Here is a 26,269-nt window from a genome sequence, read left to right as displayed (position 1 = left end):
TAAAAGGCTTAGAGCTGTCTGTAGCTCTGTCACTTCTGCTGAAAGGCTTTTTATCAAATTTTGATGAGCCGTTTTCACTATTATCTTTTGGTTCAAAACTTCTTGCACCAGTTTTAGAAAATGGTTTTTTGAAAGATTTTGAGTCTGAAGAATTTCCAGATTTAGGAGAGCGAGGACTGTCCGAATTTCTCGTTGAAGATCTCGGTTTTTTTGGTCTTCCTGAATTATTATTGTCTCTGCTCATTCTAAATATTTTTGCAAAGATAGTAATTTAGTTACGAGTTAAAAATTAAGAATCATAACTTTGTACAATTGTTTGCTTATTAATTTAATTAAAAATCAAAAAATGATTACTTTTTTAGACCAGAATTTTTCTCAACTTAACGATTTTTTTACCCAAAAAACATTCAGTAAAATATTTATTCTTGTAGACGAAAATACTCATGAATATTGTCTTCCTTTACTTTTGGGAAATTTGGAAACCGAGATCAGCTTTGAAATTCTGGAAGTTGAGTCAGGTGAGGAAATGAAAAATATTCAGACGGTCAATCAGTTATGGGAGATTTTAACAGAAATGCAGGCAGACCGAAAAGCTTTGATCATCAATCTTGGTGGCGGAGTAATTACCGATATGGGCGGATTTATCGCTTCAACTTACAAAAGAGGAATCTCGTTTATCAATATTCCAACTACTTTATTATCAATGTGTGACGCTTCTATTGGCGGAAAAACCGGAATTGATTTAATGCATTATAAAAATATGGTAGGAACTTTTAGTTTTCCCGAGCAGATATTTGTGTATCCTCAGTTTTTAGAAACACTTCCTTATACAGAGCTGCGCAGCGGTTTTGCTGAAATGCTGAAACACGGATTGATCGCTGACAAAACTCATTGGGAAAATCTTATTCAGATTCAGAAGATAGACACGGAAGGTGTTTTTCCTCACATTCAGACATCGATGGATATAAAACAGAATGTTGTTGAAAAAGATTTTAATGAAAAAAATATAAGAAAAACTTTAAATTTTGGTCACACCATCGGTCACGCAATAGAAAGTTTATGTTTAGAAAAAGAAACCCCGATTCTTCACGGTGAAGCTGTAGCGCTTGGCATGATCTGCGAAACTCATCTTTCTTTTTTGGAGGGGCTAATTTCGCAAGAGGAATCAGAATTAATTATTGAGAACATCCGAAAATATTATTCATTTATAGATTTAAGTGATTTTAAGGAAGAAAATATTTTCAATCTACTATTAAATGACAAAAAGAATGTTGAGAGTAAAATCAATTTTTCTTTACTTTCAGGAATTGGTTCTTGTGTATTTGATTATGAATGTACCACAGAAAACATTCAAAAATCATTAGATTTTTATAAGAAAATGAGCGGATTTTAAATTTTAAACTTCATTTTTCACTAATTATACAGAATATTTCAAATTTATTTAAACAGATGTTTTATTTTTATAAATGTTTGTATTTTAAATAGTTAATTAATTAAAAGGCTTTGTTTTCTATTTGTATAAACCTGATTTTTATCATCATTTTCATTTTTGGCAAACAATTTGGAAGATACCACTCGTCAAATTGAAGGTTTGACAGAAAATTTAAAATTAGGAAATAGGAAATAGTAAATATTAAAAATTTAAAGTTATGAAAAAGTTAATTTTAGGACTAGCGGTTACAGCAGGTTCATTAGCATTCGCTCAGACAACAACTACCACGACTACAACAAGATCAACATCTTCATCAGATGTAAGATTTGGTATTAAAGGTGGTATGAACGTTTCATCATTATCAGATGACGGATCATTGGAAGATCAAGGATCTAAAATCGGTTTTAATGCAGGTGTTTTTGCAAGTATTCCGGTAGCAGAATCTTTCAGCATTCAGCCAGAGGTTATTTATACACAATATGGTGACAAGTATGATTACAGAGCTCCAATTTCAAATGATAGAATTTCGTATGCAAGACATTTGGATTATGTTGCAGTTCCTTTAATGTTCCAGTATAATTTTATTCCAAATCTTTATGTTGAAGCTGGTCCGGAATTCGGATTTTTAGTTAGTGCTAAAAACAAATTGAAAAACGAAAGCAACAACGATCCTTTGAATACTACTGGAGACTATAAAGATCAATTGAATACTTTCAATTTGGGTATTGGTCTAGGTGCAGGTTATTACTTTACAGATAATGTAGGTATTACAGCAAGATATACAGCTGGTGTTACTGATGTTGCTAAAGACAGACCAAATGGTTCTGATGCAGTGAGAAACAACAACTTTGCAGTTGGTTTAGCATTTAAATTCTAAGAATTTTAAACAAATTTTATTTCAATAAAGAAGGTCAGACTTAAGTTTTAAGTCTGACCTTTTTGTTTAATAGTATATTATCAATATTCATTCTAACTTAATTTCGCCATCTATTTTGCTGTTTTGAAATTAATTAAATAAATTAGCGAAGAATTTGCTGCAAATTTGACCGATAAACTATTTATTAATTATAAACAATAACTATGAAAAAACTAATTTTAGGATTAGCCATTATGGCGAGTTCATTATCATTTGCTCAAGAAAAAGAAAAGACATCATCTTCACCTGTAAGATTTGGTATTAAAGCAGGTTTGAATGTAGCCTCAATTAACGATAACGAATTTAAAAGTAAACCAGGAATTTACGGAGGATTTTTTGCAAATATTCCGGTAGCAAGTTCATTTAGTGTACAACCCGAAATTTTATACAGCGGAATGGGTGCTAAATTCAAAAGTGTATCTGATGCGAGATTAAATCTTGATTATATTGCTGTTCCAATTATGCTTCAATACAATATTCTTCCTGAATTATACTTAGAAGCGGGACCACAGTTCAGTTTTGCGATCAGTCAAAAGATAAAAGGTGATGGAGGATCTGCTGATGTTGATAGTCTTTTCAAAGGATTTGACTTTGGTGTCGGTCTTGGAGCAGGATATTATTTTGCTCAGGGATTTGGATTGACCGCAAGATTTGTCGCAGGTGCAACTGATATTGCAGAGAACAATCCGGATGATGCTATCAGAAATAGTGTCTTTCAGGTAGGAGTTGCGTACAAATTTTAAAAATAATTTCAGCATAAAAAAGGTCAGACTTAGAAATTAGTCTGACCTTTTTATATTTACTTAATTCTTAACTGAATAATTCAATTTCTTCTCCTTTTGCAACAGGATATTCCTCTGTAAAGCATCCGAAACAGTGGTTTGATGAACCTAAAATTACTTTTAAATTTTCAGTACTCAAAAATTCCAGAGAATCTACTCCCAAATAATCTCGCAACTGTTCAGTTGTCATATTTGCAGAAATCAAATCATCTTTTGATGGAGTATCAATTCCTAAATAACACGGAGCAATAATTGGCGGAGAAACACTTCTGAAGTGAATTTCCTTAACTCCCGCTTCTTTCAGAATTTTAACCAGTCTTTTCGAAGTAGTTCCACGAACGATCGAATCGTCAATGATCACAACTCTTTTTCCTTTGATTTCAGAAATGATCGGGTTTAATTTTAAATTGACTACCCTTTCTCTCATTTCCTGAGTCGGAACAATGAAACTTCTTCCAATGTATCTATTCTTAATCAAAACCGGACGGAAAGGAATTCCCGAAGCTTTAGAAAAACCGATTGCTGCAGGAACTCCGGAATCAGGAACTCCGATTACAATATCTGCTTCTACAGGAGCCTGTTCCCAGATTTTCTCACCAGATTTTTCTCTGATTTCGTAAACATTGATATTTTCTAATGTAGAATCGGGTCTTGCAAAATAAATATATTCAAATGAACAGATTCTTTGCTTTCCTCTTTCTTCATTCACCATGTAAGAATTCAGTTTTCCAGGTTCATTTTCATTGGTATAAATGATTTCTCCCGGTAAAATATCTCTTACATATTGAGCTCCAACTGCGTCTAAAGCTACAGATTCTGAAGCTACAACGTATGTCTTTTCGTCAACTGCTCCCAAAACCAAAGGTCTGATTCCGTTGAAATCTCTGAATGCAAAGAATTTGTTTCTCGTCATTCCCACAACAGAATATGCTCCTTCAATCTTTTCCATGGTTGCTTTGATAGCACCACGAAGTCCTAAATCAAGATTTTTCTGAATTAATCTTAAAATAACCTCAGAATCTGAAGTTGCTCTGAAAACTACACCTTCAGCTTCCAATTCTGTTTTTAATTCTCTCGCATTGGTTAAGTTACCGTTGTGAGCGATAGAAAGTATAATCTGATCATACTCATTTTTAGCAAAAAATGGCTGAAAATTATACTTCTTTTTGTCTCCTGCAGTTGTGTAACGGGTGTGACCGATTGCAGAATTTCCCATAAAAGTTTCAGGATCTGGGATCTCTTTATAAACATCCAAAACCAAACCTTCATCTTTCATATTGCTTATCTTTCCGTCTTTAAGAACAGAAATGCCACAAGCTTCCTGACCTCTGTGCTGCAAAGCAAAAAGCCCGAACTGTGAAAGGGAAAACGTATCAAGATCGTTATCAGAATACATTCCGAAGATACCGCACTCCTCATTCGGAGCGTCGAGTCTTTCTTCTTCCTGCGTTCTGAAAAGATTTCTTCCGTAGGTTTGAGTTTCAAATTGTTTTAAATATTCACTTTTATGAATGTCTAAACTTTTCATTTCTATTTTTTCTAATCTAGATTTATTTTGATAGATGTATAATTAGATGAAAAATTAAATATTATGTTAAATAAGAAAACTTAACATCTAATTTTATCTAAAATCTTATTTGCCTAAAGCTACCTTCAATCTATTGTAGATCTCAACATAAGCTTCAGTTACTTCTCCTAAGTCTCTTCTGAATCTGTCTTTATCCAGCTTTTTCATTGTATCTTTATCCCAAAGTCTGCAGGTATCAGGAGAAATTTCGTCAGCTAAAATAATTTCACCGTCAGAAGTTTTTCCTAATTCGATTTTGAAGTCAACTAAGATGATATTCATTTTATCAAAAAGATCGATTAAGATCTCATTGATATCAGAAGTCAACTCATACATCTCGTCAAGTTCTTCATATGTTGCAGCACCTAAGAAAACTGCGTGGTGATCGTTGATAAGAGGATCTCCCAACTCGTCTTTTTTGTAGCAGATATCGAAAATTGTAACCGGAGATTTGATTCCTTCTTCAACTCCTAATCTTTGAGCCATACTTCCTGCAGAGTAATTCCTTACCACCATTTCCAAAGGAATGATAGATACTTTTTTTACCAATTGCTCTCTTTCGTCCAATTGCTTAATGAAATGAGTTTTAATCCCTTTTTCATTCAGATATTCAAAAATAAGAGTGGTGATGGCGTTATTCATTTCACCTTTCAAATCAACAGATCCTCTTTTTTGAGCATTAAATGCTGTAGCGTCGTCTTTAAAACGTACTACAACCTGATCAGGATTATCGGTAGCAAATACTTGTTTTGCTTTACCTTCGTACAACATTTCTTTCTTTTCCATTTCTAAAATTTCTTTTTTAGTTAGATTTATTTATTTAATTAAAATTCCTGTTAAAACAGCCATTCCAAAGCTGAGAAGTGTACCAATCAATACATATTCTGTCAGTTTTCTTTGTTTTGCCTGTGCAAGATCGCTGAATCTGAATACAGATTTTGCTGCGACCATAAAACCTACGCCTTCCCAATGATTAACCATAATAAAAGTGAAAACGAGTAGTCGTTCCAAAATTCCTATATATTTTCCGGCACTTGATAAAGATTCGGTTTGTATATCTGTTTGTGTCTCCGGAACCGGAGTCCATGAAGACAATAATATTTTAATGAAAATTGATGCCGGCGAAGTTAAAAACAAAGCTGCCATCGCTATTTTTAATAAATTCTGATCTTGTAAAAATTCAAAATCAAATTCATTAAAATAAAATGAAACCCCTACAATTACTGCAATATGTAAAGCCTGGTCAAAGAAAAACCATCTTTTTTTGGTCTTGATATTCTGAAAGCTGAGCTTAGAGGCGTCAATAATAAAATGGGTAATTCCAACTAAAACAGCAACCCACCAAAGTTCAAGGTTCCAAAGGAATATTAGACTTAAAATGGTGTGAATCAGAACATGAAGGTAAAGATATTTGCTCTTCAGTTTTTTATTTTCTTTATCTGAAACCCAAGAGTTTGGCTGGAGAACAAAATCTCCGAGTAAATGTGCCAATATGAGTTGTATAAAGATCATGCTATAATTCTGAGATTTTCTTTCTAAAATATTGATTGGTTTCTACGATAAGATCATAATTTGCGCGTTTCAGTCGCTGACTGATAGACGACTGTGAAATGGTAAATTTCTTAGCTAAATCTTCCTGCGTTATGTCATTATTCATGATCATTTCGTGAATGATCTCCGAAGTTGCCATCGTCCAGTTATCAAAATCTTTTGAGGACCATTTCAGGAGAATATTTAGATCTCTGTCTAAAGAATCATTGGATGTTTTAATGGCAACAGTGTGACCATCATTTTTAATGTCATTCAATAATCTTCCGGAATTTACATAAGCAGTTCCGTTGGATTCTGTGATTTTTTCAGACGAAAAGTTTTCTTCACCAATACCAATGGCAATTCTCACATCTAAATTTTCCTGACTTTTTATAAGAGATTTTATGGCTAAGAAACGCCAGAAAACGTCATCGATATTACATTTGAATTGAAATTCGTCACCTCTGTAAATTTCCCATGTCTGTGGAGCACTTCCCCAGCTTTCAAGAAGATTTTTGAGTCTGGTAATCCAAACTTCTGTGTCTGCATGTTGCGAATTTATAATATCACCGGTGATGACCGCTATCATTTTGCAAATATAAGCATAAATACTTATATATAAAAAATATAAGCAGATGCACTTATAGATATTAATTATTAGTGAATCTGCTTATATCAATTTTGATGAAAATCTAATCTTATCTCTTGATAAACGGATAAATTTTATCATTTAATTTTAATAAATAATTTCCTGTTGTAAGCTGTTGTACAGAAATCGAATTTTTATTTTTAAAAGGTTTTTTTTCAGAATAAATTAATTTTCCTGACAGATCCAGAATCTCAGCAATCTTAATATTATCCATATTTCCTTTTACATAAATGTTTTCATTAGCAGGATTTGGATAAATTTTAAATTCTTTATCTGCTAAAATAATATCAGACGTAGAAAGTGTTCCTAAATTCTGACAATAATCATTTGCATAAGAATCCCATTCTGAGATACTGAAAGTTGTCGTTGGTTGAGTGATATTATTTTTCCTGTATAAAGAAACGTTTGATAAAATTGAACTGTTCGATTGTCCGCTCACTCCTACTCCGTCAACACTTGTAGATTTGTATCTCAATTCTATGTAATTACTTCCGGTAAAAGTCATTTGAGGAGCTGCCGTAACAAATTTCGCCTGATTGATCGTATAGCAGGAAAAATTAGCAGCAGGGTTTAAAACAACAAAAACTTCATTATTCTGAACCGTTCCTTCCAACTCGTAAGGATCTACAAAATAATAATTTGTTCCGCTGTAAAACTGAATCGACAATCTGTAATCACTTAGATTAACTGGATGTCCCGTTTTATTGGTGATTTCTAAAGCTTTATTGTTCGCCGTTCCTTCCAGATATTTTGAAACAAATAAATCTTTAGCATAAATATCTGTTGCCAAAGTAGTTGTAGTGGCTAAATTACTGTCAGGAGAAAGCAAATATCCGTTATCATAAGCTTTTACGGTAAATTGATAAGATGTGGAAGGCGTTAAATGATCAATACTTATTGATGTTCCTTTTGTGGAAGCTACCAAAGTTCCGTTCTGATAAATTTTATAACCGATAACATCTGTACTTGTACTCGGAGACCAGCTTAAATTTGCAAAGTATGCACTGTTTTGGATTACCGTTAAATTTGTCGGAGTTTGTGGCACAACCGCATCAGGAGTTTGACCCCAAATTGCATTCACCCAAGAAGGATTATCTATAAAGGGGTTTCTGTTTTTTTGAATGGCATATACAGCATTGTTTCTGTCGATTTCTTTCTGGGAAACAGGATCTTGAGCATGCCATTGAAGAAGCATTGAAATGTAAGCAGGATCAAAACCTCTTTCTTCTGTTCCGTCTAAAGGATTGGTGTCTGAAGCGGGATTTGTGTTATTATTAAAATTAAAAGTTCCCAATTTCCCTTCGTATCTTACTGCGAAATACAGTAAACTTCTCGCCACATCACCTTTAAATTCATTGATTGGTTCGTAAACACGTCCTGTATAAACTGATCCCGGAATAGCACTGTTTCCAATTTTTGATGTGTTGGTAAAAGTGTAAAAATTAGTTGTTCCGGCAATCCCATAAGGATAATTACTTCTCAACTGATTGATTCTCGCATCTGTAGGAACCACATAAAACAAATCAGAGTACATCGGATAATTGCTGTAAAATGTACTTTGAGGCATCATATGTTCTCTGTTCCAACCTTGTCCTTCTGCTGAAGCACTACCAATGATATTTGCAGTTGTATATTCATAAGCATCTGGACCTGATGGAATTTCAGAATACATATCCAATAAAATTGTTGTATTTGTAGTTCCGTGATCGTAATATTTATCCAAATCTGTCTGATTGTAATAATTGGTAAGATCACCATAGTGCCAATTGATATTTTTCTCAGAAATAATATCGTGTACCTTCGATTTCAGCGCATATCCGCTAAGCCCGGCTGTTCCATTATAGTATCCCGCAGGAACCTGGGCAAAAGCTAACGATGAAATGAATAAAACAGGAAGTAAAAATTTTTTCATTCTCTAGAAATTGGATGGCTAAATTATGAAATAATTACATTATTAGTTAAATATCTTCATTAATAATTTATTAAATTTAGAAATGTAAAAAATTGATAAATAAAACTTTAGACATAAAATTTAATACTTGAGTAAATTTTTTTTCGTATTTCGGCAATTTAAGTATCTTTGGGCACTAACTATTATCTAATATGAATACAGAAACTATCAACAACATTAAAATGATAGCTGAAACAGCAAAAGAATTTGCTGAGAAAAATATCAGACCCAATATTATGGAGTGGGACGAAAGCCAGACTTTTCCTAAAGAATTGTTTCATCAATTAGGAGATATGGGTTTCATGGGAATCGTAATTCCTGAGCAGTATGGCGGTTCTGGTTTGGGTTATCATGAGTATGTTACCATCTTGGATGAGATTTCTCAGGTAGATCCATCTATCGGACTTTCTGTTGCGGCTCACAATTCATTGTGTACCAATCATATTTATGAATTTGGAAACGAAGAACAAAGAAACAAATGGCTTCCTCAGTTAGCTACCGGAAAAGTAATCGGAGCTTGGGGATTGACAGAGCACAACACAGGATCAGACTCTGGCGGAATGTCTACAACTGCTGTAAAAGACGGTGATGAATGGGTAATCAACGGAGCCAAAAACTTCATTACTCACGCAATTTCAGGGGATATTGCTGTTGTGATGACAAGAACCGGAGAAATTGGTGCTAAAAATAACTCGACAGCTTTTGTTCTTGAAAAAGGAATGGCAGGTTTTACTTCAGGTAAAAAAGAAAATAAGTTAGGAATGCGTGCTTCGGAAACTGCAGAACTTATTTTTGATAATGTTCGAGTGCCGGATTCTTACCGTTTGGGAGAAGTTGGTGAAGGTTTCAAGCAGGCAATGAAAATATTGGATGGCGGTAGAATTTCTATTGCTGCATTAAGTTTAGGAACTGCAAGAGGAGCTTATAAAGCAGCTTTAAAATATGCTCAGGAAAGAAAACAATTCGGAAAAGCAATTTCTGAATTTCAGGCTATCAACTTCATGCTTGCAGATATGGCAACTGAAATCGATGCTGCTGAATTATTGATCCAAAGAGCTTCAACATTAAAAAATGCCAAACAAAAAATGACTAAGGAAGGTGCAATGGCAAAATTGTATGCTTCTGAAGCTTGTGTAAGAATTTCAAACAATGCAGTTCAGGTATTTGGAGGTTACGGTTATACAAAAGACTTCCCTGCTGAAAAATTCTACAGAGATTCTAAACTTTGTACCATCGGAGAAGGAACTTCTGAAATCCAAAGATTGGTTATCGGTAGAGAAATTACCAAGTAGTTTTCTATTTCAGATAAATTTCAAACTATATTAATTAGTAGCACATGCGAATGCATGTGCTATTTTTATGTGATAAGAAGTATTTACCGCATATTTAATGTATTGCATAATAATTTAAACTGATTATCTAAAATTTTCTTAAAAAATTTTGTTTTTCGTAAAGATTTTTTTACTAGCTTTGGTATTCCACAATCAAAATGTTATTTATATGAAAAAACAACTATTGGTGATTGGAATGCTTTTTATCTCTGGCATTTCTTTCGCTCAGACTGATCGACTATGGTCTGAAAGCGCTACAAAAACAAATTCTGAAGTTTTAGAAAACAAAACTAACATTCTCAATCCCAAAATTTATCAACTTGATATCAATGGACTGAAAAATGCTCTTGCAAAAGCTCCTAAAAGATTGGCAGCAAGAGAAAAATCAGAAATTCTTATCTCATTTCCAAATTCTGACGGAAAATTAGAAAACTTTAAAGTAAGAGAAAATTCTAATTTTGATCCTCAATTGGCCGCAAAATATCCGGATATTAAATCTTATGTCGGAGAAGGTCTTGAAGATCCTACTTCCACGGTATATTTCAGTATTTCTCCTTTAGGATTATCTTCAATGGAAATTTATGGTGATAAATCAGCAGTTTTCATCGAGCCTTACACTAAAGATCTTTCATCATATGTAGTTTATAAAAAGTCTGATAAAAAAGATAATCTAAGCACTTTTGAATGTACAGTAATTGATGTTGCCCAAAAAGGAATTAGTACAACAGCTCTTGCAGCAAGACCAAATGCAGATGATGCTAAATTAAGAACATTCAGACTTGCATTATCGTCAACTGGCGAATACACAGCTTATTTCGGAGGTACAAAAGCATTAGCTTTAGCAGCGATGAATAATACAATGACCCGCGTAAACGGTGTTTTTGAAAAAGATTTCGCAGCAAGAATGGTTTTAATTGCCAATAATGACGCGGTAATTTATACAAGTGCATCTTCAGATCCTTATTCTGCTGCTGCACAGATGAGCAACTGGAATTCTCAGCTTCAGTCGACTTTAACTTCGGTAATTGGTGAAGCAAATTATGATGTAGGTCATTTATTCGGAGCTTCAGGAGGAGGTGGAAACGCAGGTTGTATTGGTTGCGTTTGCGTAAATGGTTCTAAAGGTAGTGGCTACACTTCTCCAGCAGACGGAATTCCATCGGGTGACAATTTTGACATCGATTATGTTGCTCACGAATTAGGTCATCAGTTTGGAGGAAATCATACTTTTTCTAATTCAAATGAAGGAACTGGTGTCAATATGGAGCCTGGCTCTGGTTCAACAATTATGGGATATGCAGGAATTACGGCTCAAGATGTTCAACCGCATTCAGATTCTTTCTTCCATGCGATAAGCATCCAGCAGATTACAAATAATATTAAAGCCAAAACCTGTCCGGTCAGTACATCTACAGGAAATTCAATTCCAACCGCAGATGCAGGTTTAGATTACACCATTCCGAAAAGCACACCTTTTATGCTTACAGGAATAGGAACTGATGCAAACGGAGATTCTCTGACTTATATTTGGGAACAAGTCGACAATGCTTCATCTTCTCAAACAGGAGCAAGTTCCGCAGCAAGTGCAACAAAAGCAACTGGACCTACATTCAGATCTTGGACACCACAAACAACTCCGGTAAGATATTTCCCAAGAATGGCATCAGTTTTAACTGGGGCAACAACTACGGCTGGTTCAGAAATTACAGTTGAAGCACTTTCTTCAGTTGCGAGAACTTTAAATTTCAGATTTACAGTTCGTGATAACAGAGCGGGAGGTTCAGGGAATAATTCTGACGACGCTAAAGTTACTGTCAATGGTACAGCAGGACCTTTCATCATAACGTCTCAAGGTACAGCAACAACTTACACCGGAGGAAGTTCACAAAACGTAACGTGGAATGTTGCAGGAACTACTGCAAATGGTGTCAATGCTGCCAATGTAGATATTCTGTGGTCAACCAACTCCGGGACAACTTGGACAACTTTATTGGCAGGCACTCCGAATGATGGTTCACAATCAGTTATAATTCCGAATGTTACTACAACTACGGGGAGAATCATGGTAAAAGGAAGTAATCATATTTTCTTTGATGTGAATAATGCTAATATTTCTGTAAATGCAGGATCAGGAAGTACAGACACAGTTGCTCCGACGGCTCCTACTCTTTCAGCTTCAGGTACTACTTCAACAACAACCAATCTTTCCTGGAGTGGCGCGACTGATGCAGTAGGTGTTACAGGTTATGATGTTTATCAGGGATCTTCACTTGTAGGTTCTACAGCATCTACAACTTATACGGTAACAAGCTTAACGCCTTCTACCACTTACAGCTTTACAGTTAAAGCTAAAGATGCGGCAGGAAATATTTCTACAGCAAGTAATACTGCAACAATAACTACTCTTGCAGGAACTTCCGTTACCTATTGTACAGCGACAGCTACAAATACTGCAGATGAAAGAATTGGAAATGTAAAATTCGGTACTATTAATAATACTTCAACAGGAACTGCCGGATATGAAAACTTTACTTCTGTTTCAACTAATGTAACAAGAGGAACGTCAAATGCAATTTCTATCACACCGGTTTGGACTTCAACTAAATACAATGAAGCATACGCAGTTTACATCGATTATAATAAAGATGGTGATTTCACAGACAGTGGAGAATTAGCCTGGACGAAAACAGGTTCACAAACAACTCCTGTAACGGGATCAATTACGATTCCTTCAACAGCTACTCTTGGTAGTACAAGAATGAGAGTCATGATGCAGTACAACACAGTTCCTTCATCATCTTGCGGATCTTATACTTACGGACAAGTTGAAGATTATACTTTAAATATTCTTTCATCAGGAAGAGGCGATGATTTTGATGTCAAAAATTTAATGACTGATATTAAATTATATCCGAATCCTGTAAGAGATATTTTAAATATTTCAAATACGACTTCAGAAGATTACAAAATCTTCGATATGGGTGGAAAACTAATCAACTCAGGAAAACTCGAAAGAGGCACAGTGAATGTGAGCAACCTTACTACGGGAGCTTACACGATCCAGATTGGAGAAATCTCAAAAAGATTTATCAAAAATTAACCATTGAAAAATTAAACTTTTGAAAAGACTGCCTGAAAATGGCGGTCTTTTTTTTTGGTGAAATTTACGAGAAGTTCTATACGAATTTTGCTTATAGAATAATTAATTAGTGATTTCACTAAAATATACCATAGTTATGGTATGGCTTACAAAGTTTGATGATATTATTTTTGCTCCAATAATTTTATTAATTACTAAAAAAACATTTATGAAAAAATCATTATTAATTCTTGGTTTAATGACATTGTTTGCTTGTAATCGTGAAAACGAAAATTTAGGCATAACTGAACTTTCCGGTTCTTCTTCAAAAACTGCTTCGAGTCGTAGTGGAGATATTGGAGCAATCCCTAGTGGCTTCCTTCCTCATAACTTATCTTGTGAGGATGGTGAAACGATTGGATTAATTGATTCTTTACCCGACCCCTTTTCTAATTTTAACTCCGTAATACAGGTGAAAACTAAATACCAACCTATAGCAAAGCAAGGAGTTATTTCATTACCAGAGTTGATTGTTAAATACTTAAGCGAACAAGGTATTAGATATGAACAAGTATTTTTTGATAATAGTACACCACAACCTGGTTCGTATTTTGCAAATAATTCTTATAAAGAGTTCACTTTTAGTGAGGGAAGAACCACCATACCAGAGCCGAATGGAAATGTTGCTACATTTAATGTATTTCCATATAACGATTTTATGGACAATGATTACGCTTCAATAGTTGTGAAAAATGCATATTCCAAAATCGTTGCAAGTATGCCTGGTAATGCAAGAAATTCTATCAAAGCAATAAGAATTTTTTATCCGAATGATTACATATGTTCCAATATTTCATCAGAAAGAAGAAATTTAAAGATTCAGGTTATATATAAATTAAATTTTGCAACTCAAACGCCTGTATTAGAACCATAGGGAATTATTACTTTATGCTGAAATTTGATATTTAATAAAATCTATATATGTTGAAAAAATGATTTGAACAATATTTTGATTTTATATATGCTGCTTTTAAGGCAGCATTTTTTATATTTGTTGAAATTTTAGATGATATATGGAAAAATTAGACAGTCTGAACCAGGTAGCAGAATTCCACACAACCTTTAAAGCTCCTATTCTCGAAACTCCGCAAATTCCTTCTCAGGAAAGATGTAATTTAAGAGTTGAGCTTTTACAGGAAGAATTAAATGAACTGAAACAAGCGATTGAAGATAAAAATTTAGTAGAAATTGCTGATGCATTATGCGATTTGCAGTACGTTTTGAGCGGTGCAGTTTTAGAATTCGGATTGGGTGATAAATTTGTTGAGTTATTCAATGAAGTTCAGCGTTCAAATATGTCTAAAGCTTGTGATAACGAAGAACAGGCAAATGAAACAGTAGAATTTTACAAAGAAAAAGAGGTTGAATCTTTCTACGAAAAGTCAGGAGAAAAATTCAATGTGTACAGAAAAGCAGATCATAAAGTATTAAAAAACAAATACTACTCTCCTGCCGATTTAAAAAAAATTATTGAAAATTAAAATCAAATCAAAGATTCACAGATACAATGAAAAATAATAGAATTATTATTTGTAATAAAATTATTACCAAAATACTTGCAATTTCAATGCTTTCAATGGCTGTTCAAGGGTTTAATGCTCAGAAAGTTGTGGTCAATCGTGAGGTTGAAACTACAAATGATGGTAAAATGCTTTTAGGAAATCAGTTAAAAGAGCAATTTCTAAAAGAACCTTATTCTGAATGGTATACAAAAGAATTTAACGAATATGCTTTAGACCAAAAAGCTGTTGGAGAATTAAAGAAAAATAAAATTAATTCTTACAATCTTATCGTTTTCATTGGAACGTGGTGTGAAGACAGTCACAGAGATTTTCCTAGATTGATGAAGATTTTACAAGAGGTGAAGTTTCCGGACAGCAGACTGACGATTATCGCAGTTAACCGTAAAAAGGAATCTCCGACAGGCGACGAGTCTAAGTATAATGTTAGCAAAGTTCCGACAATTATCGTTGAAAAATATGGCAAGGAAATTGGAAGAATTATTGAAATGCCGACTACAGGATATATAGAGAGAGATCTTGTGGAAATCTTAAAGAAAGATGACCAATCGGTGATCAAAGAAATATTTAAAAAAGAAAATTGAGAAATTTAAAACTTGTTATTCCATTTGTTGCGGGGATTCTTCTAATGTTGATTCTGTTTTTCAGTTTCAGGTCTTGCTTAAATGTAAGTGAGAAAACCGAAAAATCAGATTACTATATTTTGACCAATCAAATTTCAAAAATGAATAAAATGGTTGTTTTGGAGCAGGATTTTTCTGCAATGCAGAAAACTAAGTTTGGCTACGAATTTTTTGGGAAAGAAATGACAAGCAATAGCATTATGACTTACACAAAAACCAATGCGCAGGTTTCGTATGATCTTAATAAAATGAAAATGGAAGTAGATTCTGTCAATAAAAAATTAATTATTACAGAATTACCAAATGCAGATATAAGAATTACTCCAAGTGTGGAAATTCAATCATTAGATGACTCCTTTCTCAATAGGATTTCTGAAAAAGATATTAAAAATGTGCAGCAGAAGGCTAAACAAACGGCGATAAATTCTGTAGATCAAAACAAACTTAGAAACGAAGGTCGTCAACAATTAATGGAAAATTTAAATAATATTTTCGTTTTGGCAAAGGCTTTGAATTATAAGATAGAAGACAAAACCGGAAAACTCGGTGTTCTTGGACTCTAAAATTCGAAACAATGGACTCAAAAGACGATAACAAAAAAAAGGAATCTGCAAACTCTGCAGAAACTAAAAAGCAAAACGAAGATTTTCAAAATATTCCTGCTTCGTCAAACAAACAAAATCCTCCTGATGTAGATAAAGAAGATGTACAAAAATCATCAAAAAATAAATCAGGAAAAACAGATAATACTAAGTGAAAGCTTAGTATTTTTTTGTTTATGTATTAATGAAAATGATTAATACAAATTTTAATTAATGTCAGAATTTAAAATAAATTGTATTTTTCGCGATTTATCATGCTTCGATTTCATAAAGATGTAAAAAATGCGTATTTTTGCAACTTAAAATTTCTAAGTAAACAATGATAAAAATTACACTTCCAGACAATAGCGTCAGAGAATTTGAGGGAGAAGTCACTCCGTTCGATGTGGCAAAATCTATAAGCGAGGGATTGGCTAGAAATACCATTTCCGCAGTTGTAAACGGCACACAAATCGAAGTTACCACGCCTATCACCACAGATTCCACAGTACAGCTTTTGACATGGAATGATGATCTTGGTAAGAAAGCCTTCTGGCATTCTTCTGCCCACCTTTTGGCGCAGGCTATCCTTGAATTTTATCCGAATGCTCAATTAACAATCGGTCCTGCAATCGAAAGCGGATTCTATTATGACGTAGATTTCGGTGATGAAGTTTTGTCTGAAAAAGATTTTGAGAAAATTGAAAAGAAAGTTTTAGAAAATGCTAAAAAAGCTTCTACATTCTCACTATATCCTGTTTCTAAAGCAGAAGCTCTTGAGACTTATGCAAACAATCCTTATAAAGTAGAATTGATTTCTAATCTTAATGATGGCGAAATCACTTTCGTTACGCACGATAATTTCACAGATCTTTGTCGTGGCGGCCACATTCCAAACACCGGAATTGTGAAAGCAGTAAAGATTTTGAATGCTGCAGGTGCTTACTGGAGAGGAAACGAGAAAAATCCTCAATTAACAAGAGTATATGGAATTTCTTTCCCGAAACAGAAAGAACTTACTGAATATCTTGAGTTATTAGAAGAAGCGAAAAGAAGAGATCATAGAAAATTAGGTAAAGAATTAGGAATTTTTGCTTTCTCAGAAAAAGTAGGTGCAGGTTTACCACTTTGGTTGCCAAAAGGTACTGCTTTAAGAAAAAAATTAGAAAATTTCCTTTCTGATGCTCAGAAAAAAGGAGGCTACGAATTTGTAATGACACCACATATCGGTGCAAAAGAATTGTATGTGACTTCAGGACACTGGGATAAATATGGAGCAGACAGTTTCCAGCCGATCAAAACTCCGAATGAAGGAGAAGAATTTATGCTGAAACCAATGAACTGTCCTCACCACTGTGAAATCTACAAAACTTCACAATGGAGCTACAGAGATTTACCAAAAAGATATGCAGAATTCGGAACAGTTTACAGATATGAGCAAAGTGGCGAACTTCACGGTTTGACGAGAGTTCGTGGTTTTACTCAGGATGATGCACACCTTTTCTGTACTCCGGATCAGTTGATGGAAGAATTTAAGAAAACAATTGATTTGGTTCTTTATGTTTTTGGTTCTCTTGGTTTTGCAGATTTTACGGCTCAAATTTCGTTAAGAGATCCTGATAACAAGGAAAAGTATATCGGTTCTGATGAAAACTGGGAAAAAGCAGAAAATGCAATCGTAACTGCAGCAAAAGAAAAAGGATTAAATACGGTTACAGAATATGGTGAAGCTGCATTTTACGGTCCTAAGTTAGATTTCATGGTGAAAGATGCTTTAGGAAGAAAATGGCAGTTGGGAACTATTCAGGTAGATTACAATTTACCGGAAAGGTTTGACCTTACTTACATCGGAAGCGATAATGAGAAGCACAGACCGATCATGATTCACAGAGCACCGTTTGGTTCTATGGAACGTTTCATTGCGATCTTATTAGAAAATACTGCCGGAGATTTCCCATTATGGTTGAGCCCGGATCAGTTTACGATATTGCCGATCAGTGAAAAATATGTAGATTATGCTAAAAAAGTTTCAGAATTTTTAGAAATTAACGATATTAGCGGATTGATTGACGAGCGAAACGAAAAAACGGGTAAGAAAATCCGAGATGCAGAATTGAAAAAGATTCCTTTCATGCTTGTAGTAGGAGAAAATGAAGAAAGAGATGGCACAATTTCTGTACGTAGACGTGGAGAAGGCGATCTTGGAGTAATGACGATGGATGAATTCGCAGCATACTTCAAAAAAGAAGCAACACTATAGTTGAAAATTTAATGATTTAAATATTAAACTTATTTAGAGATTAATTTGCAAAAAGCAATTTTTAAATTTTTTAATCATTAAATTTTTCAATTCAAAATTAGTTATTAACCAATAAAATTATAAAGCAATAGCACAACGATTTAACAACAGAGGCCCACAAAGACGTCCACCTCAGGAGGACTTACACATGATAAACGATAAGATTCGCGTAAGAGAACTTCGTTTAGTGGGCGACAACGTAGAAGCGGGAATTTTCCCGATTGACAAAGCGAGACAAATTGCCAAAGAGCAGGAATTAGATTTGGTCGTGATTTCAGACAAAGCTGAACCTTTCATTGCAAGAATATTAGACTATAAAAAGTTTTTATACGAGCAAAAGAAGAAAACAAAAGAGCTTAAAGCAAAACAAATCAAAGTGGTTGTAAAGGAGATCCGTTTCGGACCTCAGACTGACGAGCACGATTATGATTTTAAGAAAAAACATGCTGAAAAGTTTTTGGAAGAAGGTTCAAAATTGAAAACCTACGTATTTTTCAAAGGACGTTCTATTATCTTTAAAGATCAGGGTGAAATTTTACTTCTTAAACTGGCTCAGGAATTAGAGCACGTTGGGAAAGTAGATCAGCTTCCTAAACTTGAAGGTAAGAGAATGATTATGATGATGAGTCCTAAAAAACCAGCTAAATAATTTGACAATACGATGATGAGTTTATGACTCATTGTCCTACGGAAATATACATTGAGAGATTTTCTAATGAAAGTCTCTTTTTGTATGATAATTTTTCGTAATTTTGCAAACCGAATATCTGCGTGAAGGATAGAAATGGAAAGCCCACAGCAGGAGCCGGCAAAAGCAATGGCGCGAGGACTTGAAATGGATAGCCTGACCCGAATGAGAGAATGGAGCGAAGCGGAATGAACGAGTGAGGGACACACCCAAAAAGCTAATAGCCAAAAGCTTTTAGCCGATAGCTAAAGTATTGATAACAAAAACATAAAAAAGCAAACAATGCCAAAATTAAAAACGAAATCAGGTGCTAAGAAGCGTTTTAAACTTACCGGAACTGGTAAGATTAAAAGAAAAAATGCTTTCAAAAGCCACATCTTAACTAAAAAAGAAACTAAGCAGAAGAGAAATCTTACTACTACTTCTTATGTTGCGAAAGTGGATGAGAAAGGCGTTAAACGTCAATTAGCAATTAAGTAGTTTTTATAAATCATTTTTCGGTTTATAAGAATAACAATTCAACATTTTAACCCTGAAACGGTGCAAATAAGTGTAATGAAACAGTTTACCGCCCTTTTCAAAAAAACAATTTAAATTATGCCAAGATCAGTAAATGCCGTAGCTTCTAGAGCGCGCAGAAAAAAATTAATGAAACAAGCTAAAGGTTTTTTCGGTAGAAGAAAGAACGTTTGGACTGTTGCTAAAAACGCGGTACAAAAAGCAATGCAATATGCTTACCGTGGAAGAAAAGAGAAAAAGAGAAACTTCAGATCACTTTGGATCATGCGTATCAACGCAGGAGCTAGAGAGCACGGAATGTCTTACTCTCAGTTTATGGGAGCTCTTAAAAAGAACAACATTGAATTGAACAGAAAAGTTTTAGCTGATTTGGCTATGAACTATCCTGAAGCGTTCAAAGCAGTTGTAGATCAAGTAAAATAATGTAAAATTTTTTGTTATCAATATAAAATCCTGAGTTTATTGCTCGGGATTTTTTTATTTTATCTACATTTGTTTAAAATTATCTCAAAGTATAAAATCGACGTTTAAAGTGAAAAAATTATCCACTCTTCTACTCCTTTCATTGGCTTCATACAGCATACAGGCTCAAAGTTTTATTCAGGCTTATCAAAATAGAGCCAACCAGGTAACACAAACCAATATTACATCACTATTACAAGAGTTTGCATCTTATGGTATTAAAACTTCAGGCTCGACCGCAAATAATAATACTTTAAATTGGCTTAAAGCCAAATATCAAACATATGGTTATGATGCCAGTCAAATTACCGAAGATAGCTTTACAGTAAACGGAAATACGACAAAAAATTTAGTTGTTACGAAAACGGGAACTGTTTATCCCAATATTTATGTAATTATCTGTGGACATTACGATACGATCGTTGGTCCTGGTGTAAGTGACAATGGAAGCGGAACATCTGTTTTGCTGGAAGCTGCCAGAATTTTGAAAGACATTCCGACTGAATATTCTATTAAATTCATTCATTTTTCTGGAGAAGAACAGGGGCTTTTGGGCAGTAATCACTATGTCAATAATGTTGTTTTTCAGAATAGTGTTCGTCAATTAAATCTGAGACTGGTTTTTAATATTGATCAGGTTGGAGGTAAGCTGTCTTCACCGAGTAATTCCATAAAATGCGAGAGTGATCAAATATCCAATAGCAGTAATCCAATACAAAATTCAAACAATGCACCTTCACTGGCATTTACACAGCAACTTGCGGTATGTACAACTTTATATTCACCGTTACAAGCTGTAATGTCTAATGCTTATTCTTCAGATTATATTCCTTTCGAAAGCAAAGGAGATATTATTACAGGTTTCTATGAAACACCACAGAGTATGAATGAACATACTGTAAATGACACTTTTGCCAATGTAGATCCTACTTACGTTTTCAATGTAGGAAAAGCAGCAGTGGGAGCTCTTCAACATTTTGCGGTTGCAACCACTACTTTATCTGTCAATGAAACTCAAGGAAGCCAATTAGAGTCGGTGAAGATTTACCCAAATCCTGCAAAAAACATTGTTAAATTAGAATTACCAAATAATATTAAGGATTTCAAAGTTGAAATTTCAGATATGAGCGGAAAATTAGTTTTGAAAACAGAAAATGAAACCGAAATCAATGTTTCAGAATTACAGAATGGAGTTTATGTTTGCTCGATAAAAGCTAATGGCGAAAATATCACAAGAAAAATTGTCATTAAAAAATAAGAAAACATTTACTTTAAATAAATAATGATTCTGATGTATATTTGGAATCATTTTATTTATATATTTGCCGAAATTTCTAAAAAATGAAAAATTTTTTAAGTCTTATCGTTTTGTCTCTTGGATTACAGAGTTTCAATTCTCAAAGCTTTATTCAGGCTTATCAAAACAGAGCAAACCAAGTTTCACAAACTAATATCACTACGAATTTACAGGAGTTTTCAAATTTTGGAGTCAAAACCACCGGTTCGACAAACAACGCCAATGCATTAAACTGGCTCAAAAATAAGTATCTTTCTTACGGTTATTCTGCAAGTCAGATTGTAGAAGATCCATTTTCCTATACTTCGGGAAGTAATACCATTAATTCTAAAAATTTAGTGATTACAAAAACAGGAACCGTTTATCCTAATAAATTTGTGATCATTTGCGGGCATTTTGACAGCATCAACGGACCGGGAGTCAATGACAACGGAAGCGGAACTTCCATTATTCTTGAAGCTGCTAGAATTTTAAAAGATATTCCTACAGAATATTCAATTAAATTTATTCATTTCTCAGGAGAAGAACAAGGTTTAAAAGGAAGCACTCATTATGCGAATACAGTTGCTTATCAAGGTGCAAATCGTATTTTAGACATCAAATTGGTTTTCAATCTTGATCAGGTTGGCGGAAAAGTTGGTAATAATAACAATACGATTTATTGCGATGAAGATATGGGAGGAAATCCCAATAATACGATAGCTTCCGTTGCCGCCACACAGGAACTAGTAAATCTTACCACCCTTTATTCACCGCTTTTAACAGATATCGATGAAGCTGAAGATACAGATTATATTCCGTTTGAATTAAAAGGTGAAGTGATTACAGGTTATTTCGAGAAATTAAGAAGCAATTATCCTCATACCGCAAACGATACTTTTGCGAATACAGATCCTGTTTATATTTACAATGTTGGAAAAGCTTCAGTGGGTGCGCTTCAACATTTTGCAGTTGCTACAACTTCAATTTTGAGTACAGATGAAAACTCCACAAACGAATTGGAACAAGCAACAATCTATCCTAATCCGGCAAAGGAATTTCTGAATATTAAACTACCAAAAAATGTAAAAAATTTCTCATTTGAATTAACAGATTTGCTTGGTCATTCTTTTTTAACAACAAAAGATCAGACTAAAATTAATATTTCGGGTATTACAAAAGGAGTTTATTTAGGAAAGATTCTCACCGATAATCATACAGTCGTAAGAAAAGTTGTGATCGAATAATATACTTAAAACCTGCATTTTGCAGGTTTTTTTATTGATTACGATCCAAAAGAATTTCTTCAATTTCCTGCAACGAAAAGTTTTTGGCTTTCAATAAAATTAAAAAATGATAAAGAAGATCTGCAGCTTCATTTTTAAATAAATCTGCATTATTATCTTTAGCTTCAATAATCAATTCTACAGCTTCCTCTCCTACTTTTTGTGCAACTTTATTGATTCCTTTTTGATAAAGTGAATACGTGTATGAATCTTCCACTTTGTCATCAATTCTTTGACCGATTTTCTCTTCCAGTTCATATAAAAAACCTTTCGTTTCTTTATCTCCGAAACAACTGAAACTTCCTGTATGACAAACGATATTTTCAGGAATTGCTTTAATCAAAATCGTATCCTGATCACAATCTATTGCTATATTTTTTACTTTTAAAAAATTTCCGGATTCCTCACCTTTTGTCCACAATCTATTTTTTGAACGACTGAAAAAAGTAACAATTCCTTCAGTTCTTGTTTTTTCAAATGCTTCTTCGTTCATGTAACCCAACATCAAAACCTGTAAAGTTCTGTCATCCTGAATAATAACAGGAATCAAACCATTTGTTTTATTAAAATCTACCATCTTATTGCCAGTTTTTTTAATTTTAATTCTTCCTTTAATTCATTGATACCGATTTCTCCAAAGTGAAAAATACTTGCGGCCAAAGCTCCTGTTGCTTTTGTCTGATAAAATACATTTTCAAAATCTTCTATTTTTCCAGCTCCACCGGAAGCAATAACAGGAATATTGATACTTTCCGCAATCAATTTTGTAATTCTCAAATCGAAACCATTTTTGGTTCCGTCACCATCCATTGAGGTTAAAAGAATTTCACCCGCACCTAATTCTTCTGCTTTTTTTGCCCAATCTAAAGTTTGTAAAGAGGTCTGTTCTCTTCCGCCTTTTACAAAAACCCAATCAGAACTATTAATTAACTTTGTATCAATCGCAACAACGATGCACTGACTTCCAAATTCGTTTGATAAATCTGAAATAAGTTTAGGATTTTTAACCGCCGAAGAATTGATACTGATTTTATCGGCTCCGGCTTCAAGCAATTTTCTGACATCTTCCACCGTAGAAATTCCGCCACCAACTGTAAATGGGATGCTCAATTCTTTAGCAATATCTTTGACCAATCCTACAAAAGTCTTTCGCTCTTCAATTGTTGCAGTAATATCAAGGAAAACCAATTCGTCTGCGCCTTCGTTCTCATATTTTTTAGCCAATTCGACAGGATTTCCTGCACTGATTAAATCTTCAAAATTGATTCCTTTTACCGTTGTTCCGTCTTTAATATCAAGACACGGAATGATTCTTTTTTTAAGCATTTTCAATAAAATTTTTAAGTTGACTGAGTGATATTTTATTCTCATAAATAGCTTTTCCGATAATCGTTCCGGAACATCCAATTTCTTTCATTTTAAAAACATCATCAATGCATGATATTCCTCCACTCGCAATGAGATTTATATTAGTTTTTACTATTATTTCCTGATACAATTCTGTCGAAGCTCCTTCCAGCATTCCGTCTTTTGAAATATCTGTACAGATCACGTTTTTTATATTTTTTTCTTGATATTGAAGAATAAAATCGAGAATATCTTTATCACTTTCTTCAACCCAGCCTGAAGTTTTTATCTTTCGTTTTTCACAGTCGGCTCCGAGAATTATTTTTTCAGAACCATATTTTTCAATAATTTCATAACAATATTCAGGATCTTCAACAGCAATACTGCCAATTGTAATTTGTTGTGCTCCAGAATTAAAAGCAATCTCAATATCTTCTTCTGTTTTCAAACCGCCTCCAAAATCGATGTGTAACGAAGTTTCATTAGCAATCTTTTCCAATATTTTTTGATTAACGATATGTTTGGATTTTGCTCCGTCAAGATCAACTAAATGTAGAAACTGAATTCCGAAGCTTTCAAATTCTTTGGCAACTTCTACAGGATTTTCATTGTATATTTTTTTTGTGCTATAATCACCTTTTGAAAGTCTTACGCATATTCCGTCGATGATATCTATTGCAGGAATTATTTTCATTTTTAGATTTTTAAAAAGTTTTTCAGTAATTGATTTCCAATTTTTCCCGATTTTTCCGGATGAAACTGTGTTGCAAAGAAATTATCTTTTTGCAACGTTGCACTGAATGGCAAAATATAATCACAGACAGAAGTTGTAAATTCAGATAATTCACAAAAATAACTATGAACAAAATAGAAATCATCTCCTTCTGAAATTTCTGAAAATAATGATGATTTTAAACCTGAAATCGTATTCCATCCCATATGCGGAACAATATTTTCTGACGGAAACTTCTTCACATTAATATCAAAAATTCCCATTCCTTCTGTATTTCCTTCTTCATTACTTCCACACATCAACTGCATTCCGAGACAAATTCCGAGAACAGGCTGAGTTAATTTTGGAATTAATTGATCCAAATTCTTTTCTTTCAATAATTTCATCGTTGATGAAGCTTCGCCAACTCCCGGAAAAATCACTTTATCGGCTTTCTGTATCAATTTAAAATCATCCGTGATGATAGATTTTTCATTTAATCTATTTAATGCATTTTGAACCGAATTTACGTTTCCGCCGTTGTATTTTATAATTGCAAACATTTATAAACTTCCTTTTGTTGATGGTAAATTAAAATTTTGATCTGTTTGATTTACAGCCATTTTTATTGCTTTTGCAAAGGCTTTAAAGACAGATTCGATCTTATGATGCTCATTATTTCCTTCAGATTTTATATTTAAATTTGACTTTGAAGAATCTGTAAATGATTTAAAGAAGTGGAAAAACATTTCAGCAGGTACATCACCAATTTTTTCTCTTTTAAATTCAACATCCCAAACCAACCACGGTCTTCCGCCAAAATCGATCGCAACCTGAGACAGACAATCATCCATTGGAAGCAGAAAACCGTATCTCTCAATTCCTTTTTTCTTGCCTAAAGCCTGAGAAATTGCTTCTCCCAAAACAATTGCCGTATCTTCAATTGTATGATGCTCATCAACTTGCAAATCTCCTTTTACATTTATTTTTAAATCTAAATTTCCGTGTTTTGTAATCTGTTCGAGCATGTGATCGAAAAAATGAAGTCCAGTAGAAATCTCAGAATTTCCGCTTCCGTCGAGATTAACTTCAATCTCAATTTCTGTTTCATTAGTTTTTCTGTAAACCTTTGCTTTCCTGGGAATCTGTTTTAAAAACTGATAAATTTCGCTCCAGTTTTTTGTAGTCAATTCAGATTCTTCATTTGCATTTTCGCTGATAAAAATAGCTTTTGTTCCTAAGTTTTTTGCTAATTCAATATCAGTCAATCTATCACCAATTACATAAGAATTTTCAAGATCATAATTTCCGTGAATGTATTTACCAAGCATTCCGGTTTGTGGTTTCCTTGTACTTTTGTTTTCCTGCTCAAAACTCTTATCAATGAAAACATCTGTGAAAAATATTCCTTCACTTTCAAAAGCCCTCATGATTTTTTCTTGTGGCTTTATAAAATCCTCGTAAGGAAAACTGGCTGTTCCCAAACCGTCCTGATTCGTTACCATCACCAATTCATAATCTAATTCTTTTGCGATTTTTGCTAAGTTTTGAAAAACTCCGGGATAAAATTCAAGCTTTTCCAGAGAATCAATCTGAAAATCTATTGGTGGCTCAATAATTAATGTTCCGTCTCTATCAATGAATAATACTTTTTTCATT

At 33.7% G+C, this 26,269-nt stretch carries 26 protein-coding genes; 16 read left to right on the top strand and 10 right to left on the bottom strand.

All coding sequences use genetic code 11. The features are described from left to right. The first annotated feature begins 346 nt into the window (after positions 1-346). The 3 genes from aroB (at position 347) to NZ698_RS05105 (ending at position 3,091) form a co-directional block, all read left to right on the top strand. Complete coding sequence (gene aroB, locus NZ698_RS05115) at positions 347-1,393, top strand: 3-dehydroquinate synthase (protein ID WP_263002006.1); 1,047 nt, start codon at positions 347-349, stop codon at positions 1,391-1,393. Between the two features lie 256 nt (positions 1,394-1,649). After that, positions 1,650-2,309, top strand: coding sequence for a porin family protein (locus NZ698_RS05110; RefSeq protein WP_263002005.1), 660 nt, complete (start codon positions 1,650-1,652; stop codon positions 2,307-2,309). A gap of 203 nt (positions 2,310-2,512) precedes the next feature. Then, positions 2,513-3,091, top strand: a complete 579-nt coding sequence (locus NZ698_RS05105) for a porin family protein (protein WP_263002004.1) — start codon at positions 2,513-2,515, stop codon at positions 3,089-3,091. 67 nt (positions 3,092-3,158) lie between these two features. Here NZ698_RS05105 and purF read toward each other — a convergent pair whose 3' ends face one another. From purF to NZ698_RS05080, 5 genes are all read right to left on the bottom strand, one after another. Further along, positions 3,159-4,658, bottom strand: a complete 1,500-nt coding sequence (purF, locus tag NZ698_RS05100; protein WP_263002003.1) for an amidophosphoribosyltransferase — start codon at positions 4,656-4,658, stop codon at positions 3,159-3,161. A gap of 105 nt (positions 4,659-4,763) precedes the next feature. After that, positions 4,764-5,483 (bottom strand): phosphoribosylaminoimidazolesuccinocarboxamide synthase, encoded by a 720-nt coding sequence (gene purC, locus NZ698_RS05095; RefSeq protein ID WP_263002002.1) that lies wholly within the window; start codon positions 5,481-5,483, stop codon positions 4,764-4,766. 30 nt (positions 5,484-5,513) lie between these two features. Then, a complete protein-coding gene (locus tag NZ698_RS05090) occupies positions 5,514-6,209 on the bottom strand; it encodes a DUF3307 domain-containing protein (protein WP_263002001.1) in 696 nt (231 codons plus the stop codon). A 1-nt stretch (position 6,210) separates the two neighbouring features. Then, positions 6,211-6,816, bottom strand: a complete 606-nt coding sequence (locus NZ698_RS05085; RefSeq protein WP_263002000.1) for a SatD family protein — start codon at positions 6,814-6,816, stop codon at positions 6,211-6,213. A gap of 109 nt (positions 6,817-6,925) precedes the next feature. Then, positions 6,926-8,788 carry an endonuclease gene (locus NZ698_RS05080; protein WP_263001999.1) on the bottom strand — a complete coding sequence of 621 codons (1,863 nt, stop codon included), beginning with the start codon at positions 8,786-8,788 and terminating at the stop codon, positions 6,926-6,928. A gap of 191 nt (positions 8,789-8,979) precedes the next feature. Here NZ698_RS05080 and NZ698_RS05075 point away from each other — a divergent pair, with 191 nt between their 5' ends. The 13 genes from NZ698_RS05075 to NZ698_RS05015 all read left to right on the top strand — a co-directional run bounded on the left by NZ698_RS05075 (position 8,980) and on the right by NZ698_RS05015 (position 22,512). Beyond that, positions 8,980-10,119, top strand: a complete 1,140-nt coding sequence (locus NZ698_RS05075; RefSeq protein WP_263001998.1) for an acyl-CoA dehydrogenase family protein — start codon at positions 8,980-8,982, stop codon at positions 10,117-10,119. 208 nt (positions 10,120-10,327) lie between these two features. Beyond that, positions 10,328-13,258: a reprolysin-like metallopeptidase gene (locus tag NZ698_RS05070; RefSeq protein WP_263001997.1), complete on the top strand. Its 2,931-nt coding sequence runs from the start codon at positions 10,328-10,330 to the stop codon at positions 13,256-13,258. Positions 13,259-13,466: 208 nt separating this feature from the next. Continuing rightward, positions 13,467-14,171 carry a hypothetical protein gene (locus tag NZ698_RS05065; RefSeq protein ID WP_263001996.1) on the top strand — a complete coding sequence of 235 codons (705 nt, stop codon included), beginning with the start codon at positions 13,467-13,469 and terminating at the stop codon, positions 14,169-14,171. A 139-nt stretch (positions 14,172-14,310) separates the two neighbouring features. Next, positions 14,311-14,778: a pyrophosphohydrolase domain-containing protein gene (locus tag NZ698_RS05060; RefSeq protein WP_263001995.1), complete on the top strand. Its 468-nt coding sequence runs from the start codon at positions 14,311-14,313 to the stop codon at positions 14,776-14,778. A gap of 26 nt (positions 14,779-14,804) precedes the next feature. Continuing rightward, complete coding sequence (locus NZ698_RS05055; RefSeq protein WP_263001994.1) at positions 14,805-15,401, top strand: TlpA family protein disulfide reductase; 597 nt, start codon at positions 14,805-14,807, stop codon at positions 15,399-15,401. Continuing rightward, positions 15,398-16,003 carry a DUF4230 domain-containing protein gene (locus tag NZ698_RS05050; RefSeq protein WP_263001993.1) on the top strand — a complete coding sequence of 202 codons (606 nt, stop codon included), beginning with the start codon at positions 15,398-15,400 and terminating at the stop codon, positions 16,001-16,003. Before NZ698_RS05055 ends, NZ698_RS05050 begins: the two co-directional genes overlap by 4 nt. An 11-nt stretch (positions 16,004-16,014) precedes the next feature. Next, positions 16,015-16,197: a hypothetical protein gene (locus NZ698_RS05045; protein WP_263001992.1), complete on the top strand. Its 183-nt coding sequence runs from the start codon at positions 16,015-16,017 to the stop codon at positions 16,195-16,197. A gap of 164 nt (positions 16,198-16,361) precedes the next feature. Continuing rightward, a complete protein-coding gene (thrS, locus tag NZ698_RS05040) occupies positions 16,362-18,281 on the top strand; it encodes a threonine--tRNA ligase (RefSeq protein WP_263001991.1) in 1,920 nt (639 codons plus the stop codon). A 187-nt stretch (positions 18,282-18,468) separates the two neighbouring features. After that, on the top strand, positions 18,469-18,969 hold the full coding sequence (gene infC / locus NZ698_RS05035; protein WP_047444040.1) for a translation initiation factor IF-3: 501 nt from the start codon (positions 18,469-18,471) through the stop codon (positions 18,967-18,969). Between the two features lie 321 nt (positions 18,970-19,290). Beyond that, positions 19,291-19,488: a 50S ribosomal protein L35 gene (gene rpmI / locus NZ698_RS05030; protein ID WP_047444039.1), complete on the top strand. Its 198-nt coding sequence runs from the start codon at positions 19,291-19,293 to the stop codon at positions 19,486-19,488. 117 nt (positions 19,489-19,605) lie between these two features. Then, positions 19,606-19,950: a 50S ribosomal protein L20 gene (gene rplT, locus NZ698_RS05025; protein ID WP_047444038.1), complete on the top strand. Its 345-nt coding sequence runs from the start codon at positions 19,606-19,608 to the stop codon at positions 19,948-19,950. Between the two features lie 109 nt (positions 19,951-20,059). Then, the gene (locus NZ698_RS05020; RefSeq protein WP_263001990.1) at positions 20,060-21,247 is read left to right on the top strand and encodes a M28 family peptidase; all 1,188 of its coding nucleotides are present in this window, start codon (positions 20,060-20,062) and stop codon (positions 21,245-21,247) included. Positions 21,248-21,330: 83 nt separating this feature from the next. Then, complete coding sequence (locus NZ698_RS05015; RefSeq protein ID WP_263001989.1) at positions 21,331-22,512, top strand: M28 family peptidase; 1,182 nt, start codon at positions 21,331-21,333, stop codon at positions 22,510-22,512. Positions 22,513-22,543: 31 nt separating this feature from the next. Here NZ698_RS05015 and hisIE read toward each other — a convergent pair whose 3' ends face one another. Genes hisIE through hisB form a run of 5 tightly spaced genes read right to left on the bottom strand, consistent with a single transcriptional unit; the run spans position 22,544 to position 26,268 of the window. Next, positions 22,544-23,128, bottom strand: coding sequence for a bifunctional phosphoribosyl-AMP cyclohydrolase/phosphoribosyl-ATP diphosphatase HisIE (gene hisIE / locus NZ698_RS05010; RefSeq protein ID WP_263001988.1), 585 nt, complete (start codon positions 23,126-23,128; stop codon positions 22,544-22,546). After that, entirely contained in the window at positions 23,122-23,877 is a 756-nt protein-coding gene (gene hisF, locus NZ698_RS05005) for an imidazole glycerol phosphate synthase subunit HisF (protein ID WP_263001987.1), read from the bottom strand. The genes hisIE and hisF overlap by 7 nt, the downstream gene beginning before the upstream one ends. Then, on the bottom strand, positions 23,870-24,592 hold the full coding sequence (hisA, locus tag NZ698_RS05000) for a 1-(5-phosphoribosyl)-5-[(5-phosphoribosylamino)methylideneamino]imidazole-4-carboxamide isomerase (RefSeq protein ID WP_263001986.1): 723 nt from the start codon (positions 24,590-24,592) through the stop codon (positions 23,870-23,872). The genes hisF and hisA overlap by 8 nt, the downstream gene beginning before the upstream one ends. A gap of 2 nt (positions 24,593-24,594) precedes the next feature. Then, a complete protein-coding gene (hisH, locus tag NZ698_RS04995; protein ID WP_263001985.1) occupies positions 24,595-25,173 on the bottom strand; it encodes an imidazole glycerol phosphate synthase subunit HisH in 579 nt (192 codons plus the stop codon). Continuing rightward, the gene (hisB, locus tag NZ698_RS04990; RefSeq protein ID WP_263001984.1) at positions 25,174-26,268 is read right to left on the bottom strand and encodes a bifunctional histidinol-phosphatase/imidazoleglycerol-phosphate dehydratase HisB; all 1,095 of its coding nucleotides are present in this window, start codon (positions 26,266-26,268) and stop codon (positions 25,174-25,176) included. Position 26,269 lies beyond the last annotated feature (1 nt).

The sequence above is a fragment of the Chryseobacterium edaphi genome (genome assembly GCF_025628985.1).
GTDB classification, from domain to species: Bacteria; Bacteroidota; Bacteroidia; order Flavobacteriales; family Weeksellaceae; genus Chryseobacterium; species Chryseobacterium edaphi.
Note: the sequence above shows the minus strand (reverse complement) of the source record. Positions and strands in the feature narration are given on the sequence as shown.